The sequence below is a fragment of the Streptomyces stelliscabiei genome (genome assembly GCF_014873495.1).
GTDB classification, from domain to species: Bacteria; Actinomycetota; Actinomycetes; order Streptomycetales; family Streptomycetaceae; genus Streptomyces; species Streptomyces bottropensis.
Genome location: NZ_JADBGF010000001.1, coordinates 2704774 through 2717819 on the forward strand (window position 1 = coordinate 2704774; position 13046 = coordinate 2717819).

12 protein-coding genes and 1 pseudogene are annotated in these 13046 nt (G+C 72.0%); 4 read left to right on the forward strand and 9 right to left on the reverse strand.

The window, feature by feature from the left end:
- Positions 1 to 71: 71 nt before the first annotated feature.
- Entirely contained in the window at positions 72 to 350 is a 279-nt protein-coding gene (locus tag H4687_RS11870) for a DUF397 domain-containing protein (RefSeq protein WP_046919744.1), read from the reverse strand.
- 9 nt (positions 351 to 359) lie between these two features.
- Positions 360 to 1220 carry a helix-turn-helix domain-containing protein gene (locus H4687_RS11875; RefSeq protein WP_046919743.1) on the reverse strand — a complete coding sequence of 287 codons (861 nt, stop codon included), beginning with the start codon at positions 1218 to 1220 and terminating at the stop codon, positions 360 to 362.
- A gap of 437 nt (positions 1221 to 1657) precedes the next feature.
- On the opposite strand from H4687_RS11875, the gene H4687_RS11880 reads away from it, so the two are divergent.
- From H4687_RS11880 to H4687_RS11890, 3 genes are all read left to right on the forward strand, one after another.
- Positions 1658 to 2341 (forward strand): ATP-binding protein, encoded by a 684-nt coding sequence (locus H4687_RS11880; RefSeq protein ID WP_046919749.1) that lies wholly within the window; start codon positions 1658 to 1660, stop codon positions 2339 to 2341.
- Positions 2332 to 2802: a hypothetical protein gene (locus tag H4687_RS11885; protein ID WP_046919742.1), complete on the forward strand. Its 471-nt coding sequence runs from the start codon at positions 2332 to 2334 to the stop codon at positions 2800 to 2802. The genes H4687_RS11880 and H4687_RS11885 overlap by 10 nt, the downstream gene beginning before the upstream one ends.
- 315 nt (positions 2803 to 3117) lie before the next feature.
- A complete protein-coding gene (locus H4687_RS11890; protein WP_046919741.1) occupies positions 3118 to 5142 on the forward strand; it encodes an ABC transporter ATP-binding protein in 2025 nt (674 codons plus the stop codon).
- A 2-nt stretch (positions 5143 to 5144) separates the two neighbouring features.
- On the opposite strand, the gene H4687_RS11895 is transcribed toward H4687_RS11890, so the two are convergent.
- The 5 genes and pseudogenes from H4687_RS11895 to H4687_RS11915 form a co-directional block, all read right to left on the reverse strand.
- The gene (locus tag H4687_RS11895; RefSeq protein WP_005478010.1) at positions 5145 to 5330 is read right to left on the reverse strand and encodes a hypothetical protein; all 186 of its coding nucleotides are present in this window, start codon (positions 5328 to 5330) and stop codon (positions 5145 to 5147) included.
- Positions 5331 to 5533: 203 nt separating this feature from the next.
- Positions 5534 to 5941: pseudogene (locus H4687_RS11900) on the reverse strand (DUF899 family protein); the annotation flags it as partial.
- Between the two features lie 106 nt (positions 5942 to 6047).
- Complete coding sequence (locus tag H4687_RS11905; RefSeq protein ID WP_046919740.1) at positions 6048 to 6233, reverse strand: hypothetical protein; 186 nt, start codon at positions 6231 to 6233, stop codon at positions 6048 to 6050.
- A 112-nt stretch (positions 6234 to 6345) separates the two neighbouring features.
- Positions 6346 to 8439 carry an FUSC family protein gene (locus H4687_RS11910; protein ID WP_046919739.1) on the reverse strand — a complete coding sequence of 698 codons (2094 nt, stop codon included), beginning with the start codon at positions 8437 to 8439 and terminating at the stop codon, positions 6346 to 6348.
- 674 nt (positions 8440 to 9113) lie between these two features.
- Positions 9114 to 9845, reverse strand: coding sequence for a DUF7873 family protein (locus H4687_RS11915; RefSeq protein WP_046919738.1), 732 nt, complete (start codon positions 9843 to 9845; stop codon positions 9114 to 9116).
- Positions 9846 to 10198: 353 nt separating this feature from the next.
- On the opposite strand from H4687_RS11915, the gene H4687_RS11920 reads away from it, so the two are divergent.
- Entirely contained in the window at positions 10199 to 10612 is a 414-nt protein-coding gene (locus tag H4687_RS11920; protein WP_046919737.1) for a RidA family protein, read from the forward strand.
- A gap of 37 nt (positions 10613 to 10649) precedes the next feature.
- On the opposite strand, the gene H4687_RS11925 is transcribed toward H4687_RS11920, so the two are convergent.
- Together H4687_RS11925 and H4687_RS11930 are read right to left on the reverse strand one after the other, a co-directional pair.
- Positions 10650 to 11387 (reverse strand): aspartate/glutamate racemase family protein, encoded by a 738-nt coding sequence (locus H4687_RS11925; RefSeq protein WP_046919736.1) that lies wholly within the window; start codon positions 11385 to 11387, stop codon positions 10650 to 10652.
- 2 nt (positions 11388 to 11389) lie between these two features.
- The gene (locus tag H4687_RS11930; RefSeq protein ID WP_046919735.1) at positions 11390 to 12868 is read right to left on the reverse strand and encodes an NCS1 family nucleobase:cation symporter-1; all 1479 of its coding nucleotides are present in this window, start codon (positions 12866 to 12868) and stop codon (positions 11390 to 11392) included.
- Positions 12869 to 13046: the final 178 nt, after the last annotated feature.

Below are 13046 nucleotides of genomic sequence, written 5' to 3' on the forward strand. Positions count from 1 at the left end.
GCGGCGGCAGGTGATCAACTCAAGGCCAACATAGGGAAAGCGGCTGAACAACAGGGAGGGCGCAACAGGCCTCAGGACAGGAGGAAGTCGGCCACCCCCGCCTTGGCGCCCTGGATGAAGGCGTTCATCTCGTCGGGTGTGTAGATCAGTGCCGGTCCGTCGGGGTCGGTGGACTGCCGTACGGCGATGCGGCCGTCGGCGAGCTTCATGGCCTCCAGGCAGTTGCCGCCGTTGCCTCCGCTCCAGGGCTTGTGCCAGCCCTCGCTGCCGAGTTCCCGGGCGGGCATGCCGTTGTAGACGCGTGTGTGCGGCTGCTTGCGCGTGCGCGACTGCGACTTGACGAGTTCCATTCGGTGTCTTCAGAGCTCCTTGCGGAGATCCCTGAGGATCTCCTTCGTGCGTTGTGCCGTGGCGGCCTGCGCCGCCATGCGGTCCATGACCTCGAGGTGGGTCGCCACCTCGGAGCGGTCGTCCAGATAGACGGCGCCGGTCAGGTACTCGCTGTAGACCATGTCCGGAAGTTCGGGCATGGCGAAACGGAACAGGACGAACGGCCCGTAGGTGCCGGGGTGCGGTCCTGTGGCGAAGGGGGCGACCTGGAGCGTGACATGGGTCAGCTCCATGGCGTCCAGCAGTCGGTCGATCTGGGCGCGCATGACCGCCGGTCCTCCGACGGGGCGGCGCAGGACGGTCTCGTCCATCACGCACCACAGCCGGGGCGCGTCCTCACGGGTGAGCAGTTCCTGCCGTTGCATGCGCAAGGCGACATGGCGCTCGATGTCCTCGGGCTTGGTCTGGCCGATGGCGCCGGAGGTCATGACGCCGCGCGCGTAGTCCTCGGTCTGCAGCAGGCCGGGGACGAAGTGGGGGTCGTAGCCGCGGATCAGGCCGGCCGCGCCCTCCAGGCTGACGTACATGGAGAACCAGCCCGGCAGGATGTCGTGGTAGCGCTGCCACCAGCCGGGCTTGTTGGCGTCCTCGGCGAGCCGGACGAAGGTCTCGGCCTCTTCGTCGCCGACCCCGTACGCCTTCAACAGGAGCTGGAGGTAGGGGATTTTGAGGGCGACCTCGGCGGTCTCCATGCGGCGGACGGTGGCGGCGGCGACGTGCAGGATGCGTCCGGCCTCCTCGCGCCGGATGCCCGCACGCTCGCGCAGGTCCAGCAGCCGCCGGCCCAGCACGACCTGGCCGACCGTCGGCGCGGACCGCGGCTCGCTCATCTCGCCCCTCTCTTCTCTGACTCTGCGCTGACCTGCGTCGATTCCCGGCCTGTCGGGTTGCGGCAGCCGGGCGGCGCTGTTTCGGGCCTTGCGCGCCGCGTGTGGCCGTGTACGCAAACGAACACTGTGCGTGCTTAAGAACGTTGTGCGAGGGATTTCCAACTGGCGCCGCTACACGTGCTGTTGCGTGCAGTGTGCCATGACCGTTCAGAGAGTCATACGGCACTCTGCAATTTTCAGAGTGACACTTGCCAAGTGTTCACGGCGGGGCGATAGTGGCAAGCGTGATTCCGCCCCCTGCGCCGTTAGGAACAGACGCCGCCGGAGACCGTGTCGGTCCCGGTCCGGCCGCCGGGGCGCGCCCCGAGACAATCGCCGAGCGCCGGTTTCGATTCGAGCTGGCCGCGCACCCGGGTGCCGTGGCCCAGGCCCGGCGTGTGACCCGTACCCAGCTCACCGGCTGGGCCGTCTGCGAGGACACCTGCGACACGGCCGCCCTGGTCGTGTCCGAGCTGGTGACCAACGCGATCGTGCACACCGCGAGCACCCAGATCGTCTGCGAGCTGCTGGACGGCGACGAGCTGGTGCGCATAGTGGTACGGGACGAGGGCTGTGCGCCCGGTGAACCGCACCCCTCGCCGCAGCGGCCGGAGGAGGAACACGGCAGAGGGCTGCTCCTCATAGAGTCGCTCTGTCGTTCCTGGGGGGCGCAGCCGGTCGGTCTGGGGCTCCTGGTGTGGGCGGACGTGCCGCGCGGGCTCCTCGCCGACACGGTCTGCCCCGACCTGGGCGCGAGCGCGGTGACCGTCACGAGCCTGACCCCGGCCGCGGACACGGCGGCCCGGTCCGATCTGGGCTGGGGCGCGAAGAAGCCGCCGCCGGAGGGCCGGGAGGCCGAGCCGGAGGCCTTCCGCCTCACGGGCGCCGACGGTCTCGGCGGTGGTGCCGGAGCCCGCAGGGACACCGCGACCCGCCGGAGTGGCGAGACCCGTGGAGGAACCGAGGTCCGCAGGGGCATCGCCGGCCTCGCGGTGGCCGGGGGTCGCCCGGGTACGGAGAGTCGTCGGGAAGTCGAGGTCCGGCCCGAAGTCGGACGCTGGTCGGGGGCCGAATGGGTGTGAGCGCGTCGATCGGTCCCGCTCGGCCCCCCGGTGGGGGCAGAGTGGCTCGCGTGGTGAGCCTCGACACCCTGACCCGTCTGCGCCGCGCCCAGCGCCCCGCCGCGACGCCCCGCCCCGTCCCCCTGCCCGAGGGCATGACCGCGCCCATGGGCTGCGACGCGGTGACCGTACCGGCCCGCTTCGGGCCGCTGGTCCTGCCCCGCCTGCCCCGTGTGGGGTGCGTCTACGCCGACAGGGCGCACTGGTGGTGGATCGTGCCCGCCGACTCCGACTACGCGCTGGAGTGGCCCGCCCCGGTGCGCTACACCACCGGCGCGCTGGTCGCCGACGGTGCGGACGTGCCCGCGCTGATCCTCCGGCCGGAGGGGGCCATCGCCTACACCCCGCCGATACCGCTGTACCTGGCGCTGTGCCGGGTCACGGGGACCACACCGTCCTGGTCCCGGACGATGACCGCGTAGGACTCCGCGGCCCTCTGTTGCCTCCGCGGCGCGCACTGCCTCCGCGTCCTCCGCTGCCTCCGCGTCCTCCGCTGCCTACCGCGTCTTCCGCGGCCTCCGCGCCCTCTGCTGCCTACCGCGTCCCCAGCAACCCCTGCCGCCTCCACCACCCGAGCGGTGTGCGGCCCCTTCACCCGCCTCGCGACGTACTCCTCCCTGCCTCTTCGCGCCCCGGCGTGCTCCGGGCGGACGAGGGTCCGGTCGTCGTGCGCCCTGGTCGGGGGCGGGGTGCGCCGGGATAGTGGCCTGTCGGCGACGACTCGGGGGAGGCCGTGGGTGGGCAAGGCGCGTGACGGGGACAAGCCGGAGACCTCGGAGTCGGAGCTGCTGCTGTTCGGGGGGCCGCTGCGGTACGACATGGGCTGGTCGCAGCATGCGAACGCGTTTCTGGAGCTGAACTTCCGCGCGATGGTGCGACGGCTGCCGTCACTGCTCGCGTCGAGTTTCCGGCTGGCCTGGCAGGCGGACCGCTGGGCGGCCCGGACCGTGCTGGCGTCCGAGACGGGCCGCGGTCTCGCCCAGGCGGTGAGCCTGCTCGCGATGAACTCGATCCTGGCCCGGCTGATCGCGGACGGTACGGTCGAGCAGCGCCTCCGGGGCGCCGCCCCCGCGCTCGTCGCCATCGCCGCCGTGATGCTGGTCTCGACCCTGCTGCGGGCCGCGTCGACGTACGCCACGGGCCGGCTGGAGCCGAAGGTGGAGCGCGTCGCGACCGAGCTGTATCTGGAGCGGGCGGCGGCCGTGGAGCTGTCCGCGATCGAGGACGACGGCTTCCACAAGCTGCTGGACACCGCGAAGTACGGCGCCCAGTCCGCCCGCCGGATGATCAGCTACTCGGCGCACGTGGTGAACGCGTTGATCTCGCTGATCGCGGCGGCCGGTGTGCTGACCGTGCTGCACCCGGCCCTGCTGCCGCTGCTCGTCACGATGACGCTGCCGAGCGCCTGGAGCGCGCTGACGATCGCCCGTCGCCGGTACACGTCCTTCCACGCCTGGGTGCAGCACGCGCGCGCGGGTTATCTGATCGGCTCCCTGCTGATCGAGCCGGAGGCCGCGCCGGAGATCCGGGTGCACGGTGTCGGCCCGTTCCTGCTGCGTCACTTCCGCTCCATGTCGGAGACGGCCGAGGCGGAACAGGCCCGCCTGGCCCGGCTGGCGGCCCGTACGGGCCTGTACGCGGCGCTGTGGACCGGGCTGGCCACCGTGGCGACGTACGCGACGCTGGGCGGTCTGCTGCTCGCCGGCGCGATGGCCCTGTCCGTGGCCGGGACGGCCGTCATCGCGATCCGCACCGGCTCCGCCAGCCTCGACACCCTGGTGCTGGAGGTGAACTCCCTGCACGAGGAGGCCCTCTTCGTGGGCGACATGCAGCGCCTGTACGTGGAGGCCGCCAAGCGCGCGATCCCGGAGGGCGGTGACGCGCTGCCCGAGGACCCGCGGGAGATCCGGCTGGAGAACGTGACCTTCACCTACCCGGGCAAGGCCGCCCGGCCCGCGCTGAGCGATGTCACCCTGACCGTGCCGCTGGGCAAGATCGTGGCGCTCGTCGGGGAGAACGGCTCGGGCAAGACCACCCTGGTCAAGCTGCTCGCCGGGCTGTACGCCCCCGACCAGGGCAAGATCATGTGGGACGGCGTGGACGCGGCGGGCGCCGACCGGCGCCGGCTCGCCGAGCGCATCGCGATGGTCGCGCAGGACTTCAAGCGGTGGCCGTTCACGGCCCGCGTCAATCTGGCGATCGGACGCCCCTCGGCGCCGCTGACCGAGGAGCGGCTCGCCGCGGCCGTCGCCGAGGCCGGGGCACAGGACGTGCTGGAGGATCTGCCGCGCGGCCTGGACACGTTGCTGGGCAGGGGGTTCAGCGGCGGGCACGAACTGTCGGGCGGGCAGTGGCAGCGACTCGGGATCGCACGGGCCGCGTACCGGCGCGGGCGCATCCTGATCGTCGACGAGCCGACGGCGGCCCTGGACGCCCGCGCCGAGCTGGAGGTCTTCGAGAAGATCCGCGCCCTGGCGGGCACCGGTCAGACGGTCGTCCTGATCACGCACCGGCTGGCGTCGGTGCGCCACGCCGACCTCGTGCACGTCCTCGACCAGGGCCGTCTCGTGGAATCCGGCACCCCGGAGGAGCTGCTGGCCACGGGCGGGGTGTACGCGGAGCTGTACTCGTTGCAGGCGGAGCAGTTCGCGGCGAAGGTGCCGGCGCCCGCGCGGGTCCCCACGACGGCGCCGGCCACGGCTCCCGAGCCGGCGCCGACCGGGGCCTCCTCGGCGAAGGCTGCCTCGCCGGAGCCGGGGTGAGGTCAGGCCGACGCGGTCACGGCGGTGTCGGCGCCGCGCACGATGACCAGGAACATGTCGGTCGCGATGTCCATCACGACCTCCGCCTGCAGCCCGTCGAGGCGGGCCGCGTGCGCCAGTTCCTCCGCCGGCCACGAGCCACGCGGCCCGCCGGCGGGAAAGCGCCCCAGCACCGTTCTCCCGTTCATGCTGCACCTCCATGTCGCGCCGTGCCCGTGGCCGGTGATCCGCGGCCGGGCAGCTTGTAGATTTAAACGCCAACCACGGGGTGAACGGCTCGGGAAGTGACGGTACTGAGACGTAGTTGACACGAGGTCAACGGTGGATCGTGAGGTACCTCTCAGAAACCACACATTCCGGTGACGCTACGTGCCGAATCTTGCGCTAATAGTTACTCCTCGTACTCGTCGCACTCGTCGTGGAAGCGGATCCGCTCGTCGCCCACTGCTCCCAGTGCCGTGAGGGCCAGCAGTCCGGCCGTGGAGCCGAGCCCCTCCAGGCCGCGCCCGTACGCCGAGTACGTGTGGAAGACCCGCTCGCGCTCCCGCAGGAAACAGCTCACGCCCGGTCGCTCGACGACGCCGAAATCATGATCGAACGCGTTGCCGAACGACGAGTGCCAGGGCACCGTCCAGCCCATGCGCGCCTTGAACGGGAGGATGCGCGTGTACGGCGCCCGCGACACGACGGCGAACTCGGTGCCCCGCGCGCGCAGATGCGCGAGGTGCCCGATCTGGTCGAGGAAGGCCGAGCAGTCCCGGGAGCCCGCGTCCCACTCCGGGGCGAACACGAAGTGGTGCGTCCGCGGAAGCGCCATGTGTTCCTCCTCCGGTGCGGTACGTCATGTCGGGGTGGACCGGAGGGGGAGGCGGAACTCATCGGTCGGGCGGGACTTTCCGCCGCGTCTACTCGGGCGGCCTCTCGTAGTCCTGGATGCGCCTGCCGTGACCGCGGCCGGTGAGCGCGGTCAGCCGACCCGTCAGTTCCGCCGCGGTCGCGGGCACGTCGACGGTGAGCGGCTCGCGGTCGCGCATCACGACGTGGCCGTCGACGATCGTGGCGCGGGCCTCGGCGGAGCGGGCGCTGTGCACGGGGGCGGGCCGATGGGGCGGACCCGCGGGCGCAGGCTCATGTGCGCCGGCTCACGTGGGCACGCCCACCGGCTCGTGCGCGCGCTCGGACGCGCCGGCCCGTGCCTACCGCTCACGCGCTCAGGCCCTGCCTCCCCGGCGGTGCGTCGACCTCGTCCGCTGCTTCGGTCTCGTCCGGTGCGTCGGTCACGTCCGGTGGCTCGGGGAGGGTGGTGCCGGTGTGCCTCTGGTGGCGGGCGAGTTCGTCGAGGAGTGCGGTGAGGCGGTCGGTGTGGTGGCGGCTGAGCCGTCCGGTGTCGTCGAGGTGCACGGCGCAGGCGGTGGTGGTGTCGACCAGTCGTTCGAGGAGCGCGGCGACCTCGTCGGTGCCCTCGGTGTGCCGGGCCAGGGCGGGCAGTTCGGCCTCGGAGAGGGCGATCGCGGAGCGGGCCTTGGCGAGCGCGCGGTAGGCCTCGCGGCGCAGGGCCCAGCGGGCCGCCCGCGCGTCGGCCGTACCCGGCAGGGCGGACCCGACGGACACGGTGACGCCGTTGGGCGTGGCCGAACCGCCCGGCGACGAGGTCCCGCCGGTCTCACCCGTCCCGCCCGTCGCGTCACTCCCGCCCGCCCCGGAGCGTGCGTCCGGCGTGCGCGGCTCGTCGAGGACGTGCGCGAGGTAGGCGTACGCCGCGGTGCCCGCTTCCGTGAGCCGGGCGCGTACGCCGCCGCCCCGCTGCCCCCTCGGCATCGGCAGATGGCCGACGATCAGGACGATGGCGCAGGCCAGCAGCGTTTCGCCGATACGGCTCCAGGAGGCCTGGGGGTCGCCGCCGACCATGACGAGGGCGAGGACGAGGACGGTGACGACGGCGGTCTGGGCGGCGAAGTGCCGGGTGGCCACGGGTATCAGCGCCCCGCTGACCGCGACGAGCGCGATGAGCCCTTCCGGCCTGGGCAGTACGGCGGCGAAGGCGGCGAAGAGCACCGCGCCGAGCACGGTCCCGGCGGCCCGGCACAGCACGCGGGACACCAGCGGCCCCAGGTCGGGCTTGACGAGGAAGACGGCGGTAGCGGGCAGCCAGTACCAGTGCTCGTGGTGCAGAGCCTGGGCGACGGCCGCGGCGGCCCCGAAGGACAGGGCGACCCGCAGCCCGTACTCGCGTCCGCCGGACCCGAGGCCGAGCCGGAGGAGGGAGCCGAGGGTACGGCGGCGGGTGTGCAGGGCGCGGGCGTCGCCGCCCCGGTCGAAGGTCTCGGCGGCGCGCAGGAGCGCGTCGTCGAGGGCGCGCAGCGCGGGCGCGGAGGCGGTGTCCGCCGCCGTGCGATGCCGGGCGCCGGGGAGGACGGGCGCGGGCAGTGGCCCGGTCGCGGTGTTGCCGCGCACGGCCGCGGCGAGCCGCCGGGGCCCTTCGGAAGCCCGCCCGACGACGGCGTCCCCGTCCCAGGCCAGCGCGGTCGCCGCCTCCGCCAGGGGCAGCGCGGCGGCGTACTGGGCGTGCAGCCGCCGCTCGGCCGACGAGCTGGCGTACCGCCGCAGCCGGGGTCCGGCGAGCGCGTCCTGGGCGTGATCGAGGGCGGCGGTCAGCGCGGAGCGCCGGGCGAGCGCGTCGGGGGTGCCGACGGCGTCCAGCAGCCCGGCGATCGCGTCGTAGACGGCGGCGACGGCGTCCCGTTCCCCGTCGAAGCGGTAGTCACCGGCGGTGAGGACCGCGGGCGTGGGCAGGGCGAGGCGCAGGACGAGCAGCCATCCCGCACCGGCCAGGTAGGCGAGCGCCCGCTCCCAGCCCGGTTCGGGCAAGGGCATGCCGGCTCCGATGGCGGCCGCGACCAGCAGTTGCGTGCCCGCTCCGGACGCCACGAGCCCGACCGCGCTCATTCCGCCGGCGAGCAGTCCGAGTGCGGTGAGCAGCAGGGTGAGGACGACCGCGCCGGTGTACTGCCCCGCGTAGGTGCCGACGAGCAGCCCCACGGCTCCCGCGAGCGCGGGCACTCCGAGCCGCTGTACGGCCACGCGCCTGCTTCCGGGGCGGTCGTTGATCCCGGCGAGCATGGCGCCGAGCGCGGCGAGGACCCCGACCGAGGGCCGCCCGAGCCCGACGGCCACCAGGAGCAACGGCCCACCGGCCAGTGCCCCGCGCACCACCGCGTTCCAGGGCACCGGACCCCTCTGGGCGCGCAGGGCATGGGCGAGCCAGGGCGGCAGGGGCAGGGCGGCGGGGCGGGACACGGGGCTCCTGTCGTCGGGTGAGGGCGGGGTGTGCCTTCGGGCGACGGTGGCCGGGGCGTGGGCGGTCCGGCGACGACAGGTGAGGCGCCGCCGAGGGCTTCGGTGCTCGTGCTCTCCACCGTAGGTGCCCGGCCTGGAGGATATGGAACGCTCGCATTACCGCGATGTGACGATCCCTGTAGATGCCATGTTCTTTATGAACGCAATCAGGGCGTGCACGCGTACGCCGAGACGAAAAGGGGTGTGAGCCGAGGCGGAAAGGGGTGTGGGCCGAGGCGGAACGGTGTCGCGGGTCATGACGGCGAAAAAGGTGGGCCCGAGGGCGTAGCCGGCCCCCGGGCCCTGTGATGCCGCCCATAGGGCACGCCGCCACGGTAAAGAACCCAGGTCAGTCGTCATGTCGCCGCGTCCTGCCTTTGGACCACCACGCATCGAGCTGCGCGGGCTGGACTTGAACCAGCATTTCGACGTCCCGGGGCCTGGGCCCGGTCGTTGCGACGATCGGCGGCGAATACTGAGTCTGGAGCAAGAGTCTGAGATTGATGACGGCCCGCCCCTGAACTCTTCGGCGGGTACGGACCGCTCCTTCACGACAAGCCTCAGCTTCAGCCTGCGCTCCTCGCGCACCCCGTCCGGCCTCGGGGCCGGTCGGGGAATCAATGAGGCTACCCGAACTATCCGAACAGGTAGCCGAACACGGCGTCACCGACGCGCTGGTCGACGACGTCCACGCCGTTCGCTTCCTCCCGTGCGAACTTCACGGCCTGCTGCAGCTTCTCGACGCGGTCGAGGATCTCGTTCACGCGCCGGGCGGGCAGGGCTCCGGAGAACTTCACGGTGGTCCAGTAACCGACCGGGATGTCCTCGTAGTACACCTCCACCTGAGCGGGGTGCTTGTCGGTCGCCTCGGCCTTCACGTGGTTGCGCGGGACCTTCTTCGTCCGCACCGTGCGTACGGGCTCGGTCTTCCAGTCGTCGGTCGACGGATCCTGGGCCCACGCCTCGGAGGCGTCGAGCACGGGCAGCTTCCGCACCAGCGTGTTGATCTCCCCGAGCTGCTTCTCCAGGAAGAGCAGGTAGGCCACGGGAACGTCGGCGACGAGCACGCGCCCCTCGACCTTCACGTCCGCCCGTGCCGTGCAGTTGGCCCAGTCCTTGGTGGCGGTCACATCGAACAGCCGCGTGAGGATCCCCGCGGTCTCCCGCAGCACGTCCTCCGCCCGCACCTGCACCCGGGTCGACTCGGGCGGCAGCTGCTCGCCCTCCTCGTCCTTCGGCTGGTAGGTGCGTGCGATACCGGCCAGCAACGCCGGTTTCTGCAGCCCATGGTGAGAGGCCGTCAGGTCCTGATGCGACTTGGCCTTGACGCCCTTCTCCACTGCGATGATCTGATTGAGTTTCGCCACGCGAGAGACGGTAACAGCGTCAGCGCGCTCCCTTCGAAGGATTATTCGCGGGCGGGAGCCCGGCAGGAGACGCAGGGGCGCCGGACGCGGGAGAAGACCCGGCGTGCGGACGGGGCGACGGTTCGGCGGCACCACGGCGCCGGGCGGACGGCGGGGTGGCCGCGTGCCGTTCACCGCGCCGCGCACGCTCGACGCCGCGGACGCTCGGTCACCGCGCCGCGGACGCACGGCCGCATGCGGCACGTGCGACATTCGTGGCGTCCGCCGAAATGGGGATGCGTCGGCGGCGAGGCGTCCGCATCATCGTCGGATTGTCCACCACACCGACCGGTTGACCACCACGAGGAGCCTTCATGATCCGGCGCACCACCGTCCCCGCCCTCTTCGCACCGCCCATGTACGCGCACGCGTCCGTCGTCGAGGCCGGGACGAAGCTCGCCTTCCTGGCCGGTTCCGTTCCGTTGGACGCCGACGGGAAGCTGGTCGGGGAGGGTGACCCCGTGCGGCAGGCCGAGCAGGTGCTGGCGAACCTCGGGGAGCAACTGCGGGCGGTGGGCAGCGACTTCGCGCATGTCGCCTCCACCGACGTGTACGTCGTCAGCGGCGAGCCCGCGGTCCTCTCGGCGGTCTGGGACGTCGTCGAGGCGTCCGGCCTCAGCACGGGCCCGCACTCCTCGACCCTCCTCGGCGTGGCCTGCCTCGGCTACACGGGCCAGCTGGTGGAGATCACGGCGACGGCGGTGGTCCCGGAGCCCCCGGCCGAGTGAGGGCTCCGGCCGTACGGGGAGGAACCCCGCCGCGCCCTCACCCCCCGCTCCCCGGCGCGGCCGGTCCGGCGGCCCCCCAGCTCCTCCTCTTCGGCAGCGGCTTCGCGTACCCGCCCACACGGCTGGTGGTCAGCCCCAGCTCCACCAGCGACTCGGCGAGCTTGACGGCCGCGCCCACCCCGTCGACGACCGGCACCCCCAGCTTCTCCCCCACCGTCCGCTGCAATCCGGTCATCCCGGCGCACCCGAGGACGAGCACCTCCGCTCCGGCGTCCCGGGCCCGCTGCCCGGCCGCGAGGAAGGCCCGGGTGGTGCGGTCGGCGTCGGCGAGGTCGAGGACGCCCAGCCCGGTGCCGACGATCGCCGCGCAGTTGCGGCCCACGCCGGCGGCGTCGAGGCTGTCCTGGATCTGCCCGCGGGAGCGTTCGAGCGTGGTGACGACGCCGTAGCGACGGCCGAGCAGACAGGCGAGGTGGGCGGCGGCCTCGGTGATGTCGACGACGGGGACGTCCACCAGTTCGCGGGCGCCCTCGCGCCCGTGCTCCCCGAACCCGGCCATCACGACGGCGTCGTACGGCTCCCCGTAGGTGCGCAGGGTGTCGAGGACGGCGGCGGCGGAGAGATAGCTGTCGAGCCAGCCCTCCGCGGACTCGGGACCCCAGGCGGGGGTCAGTCCGGTCACGGTGGTGCCCGGGCCTGCTGCGGCCCGGGCACCTCGCACGATCTCCTCGGTCATCCCCTGCGTCGTGTTGCAGTTCGTGACGACGATGCGCACGCTCAGCCCTCCACGGCTGCCGGTTCGGCGACGGCCGGCTCCGAGGCCCGCTCGTCCCGGCACAGCACCGCGTACAGGCTCGCGGCCAGGGCCGTACCGATGAACCAGGAGTACGGGGCGACCTCGCCGAAGGTCGGCACCAGGGCGAGGACCGCGGAGACGGCCGCGGCCGGCAGGAACGCCCACAGGGCCTTGGGGTTGACGCCCTTGCGGTAGTAGTAGCGCGAACCGGGCTCGGCGTCGAAGAGTGCGTCGACGTCGATGCGGCCGCGCTTGACCCAGAAGTAGTCGAGCATGATCACGCCGAACAGCGGGCCGAGGAAGGCACCCAGGCCGCCGAGGAAGTACTGGACGACGGTGGGGTTGGAGAAGAGGTTCCACGGGGTCACGACCAGGGCCGCGACCGTGCTGATCATGCCGCCGACCTTGAAGGTGATCTTCTGCGGCCAGACGTTGGCGAGGTCGTACGCCGGTGAGACGAAGTTGGCGACGATGTTGACGCCCATGGTGGCGACGGCGAAGGTCAGGGCGCCCAGCACGAGGACCCAGGTGTTGCCGACCTTGGCGACGAGTTCCGCCGGGTCGGTGATGGCCTCGCCGAACACCTCCAGCGAGCCGGCGGTGACGATGACCGACACGACCACGAAGGCGGTCGAGTTGATCGGCAGGCCCCAGAAGTTGCCTCGCTTGACCGTCCGGTAGTCGGGCGCGAACCGGGAGAAGTCGCAGAAGTTGAGCATCAGCGTGCCGTAGGTGGCGAGGACCAGTCCGATCGCGCCGAACCACTGCCGCCACTGCTCGCCCACGGAGACCGGGTGGGGGGTCGAGGTCAGCGAGATGGTCCAGCCGGCCTTGGCGAGGACCCACACGGCCAGCGCGATCATGACGAGCCAGATCGCGGGGCCGCAGAAGTCCTGGAACTTGCGGACCGACTCCATGCCCTGGCTGATGATCAGCGCCTGGATGAGCCAGAGGGCGACGAAGGTGCACCAGCCGAGCTGGTGCAGGCCGAGGAAGGAGTGGTGCGTCCAGGACTCCAGGCCCGGCCAGGCGGCCATCAGCATGATGTTGACCGCGACGGACGCGAGGTAGGTCTGGATGCCGTACCACATGATGGCGATCACGGCCCGGATGAGGGCCGGGATGTTGGCGCCCCAGACGCCGAAACTGATGCGGCTGACCACGGGGAAGGGCACGCCGTGGCGCTGCCCGATCCTCCCCATCCAGTTCATCCCGATGTAGATGATCACGAAGCCGACGAGCAGCGAGGTGAACACCTGCCAGACGTTCATACCGAGGACCAGCAGGCCCGCGGCGAACGTGTAGTTGCCGAGGTTGTGGACGTCGGACATCCACAGGGCGAAGAGGTCGAAGACCTTCCAGTTCCGCTTCTCGGCGGGTGCGAGGTCTTCGTTGGTGAGGCGGGGGTCGGGGACGAACGCGGGGGTGCCGGTGACTTCGGCACGGTCGGCGAGGGACACGGGGCCTCCGGGAGCGAGAGGAGACGGGGTCGGGTGGTGGGGAGGGGCGCGGCACCTGCGTGGGGGACCAGGGGAACACCTCGCGCCGTTTGGTATACCAAACTGCGCTCATCGTCCTCCCGTCAACGGTTCTGACCGATGTCGTTGTCGTTAACGGTCGGTAAAAGCCCCCCGGAGT

Bases quoted from the DNA above. Each gene is read 5' to 3' on its own strand.
- H4687_RS11870 (WP_046919744.1), bottom strand. From the start codon at position 350: ATGGAACTCGTCAAGTCGCAGTCGCGCACGCGCAAGCAGCCGCACACA.
- H4687_RS11875 (WP_046919743.1), bottom strand. From the start codon at position 1,220: ATGAGCGAGCCGCGGTCCGCGCCGACGGTCGGCCAGGTCGTGCTGGGC.
- H4687_RS11885 (WP_046919742.1), top strand. From the start codon at position 2,332: ATGGGTGTGAGCGCGTCGATCGGTCCCGCTCGGCCCCCCGGTGGGGGC.
- H4687_RS11895 (WP_005478010.1), bottom strand. From the start codon at position 5,330: ATGAACGGGAGAACGGTGCTGGGGCGCTTTCCCGCCGGCGGGCCGCGT.
- H4687_RS11920 (WP_046919737.1), top strand. From the start codon at position 10,199: ATGATCCGGCGCACCACCGTCCCCGCCCTCTTCGCACCGCCCATGTAC.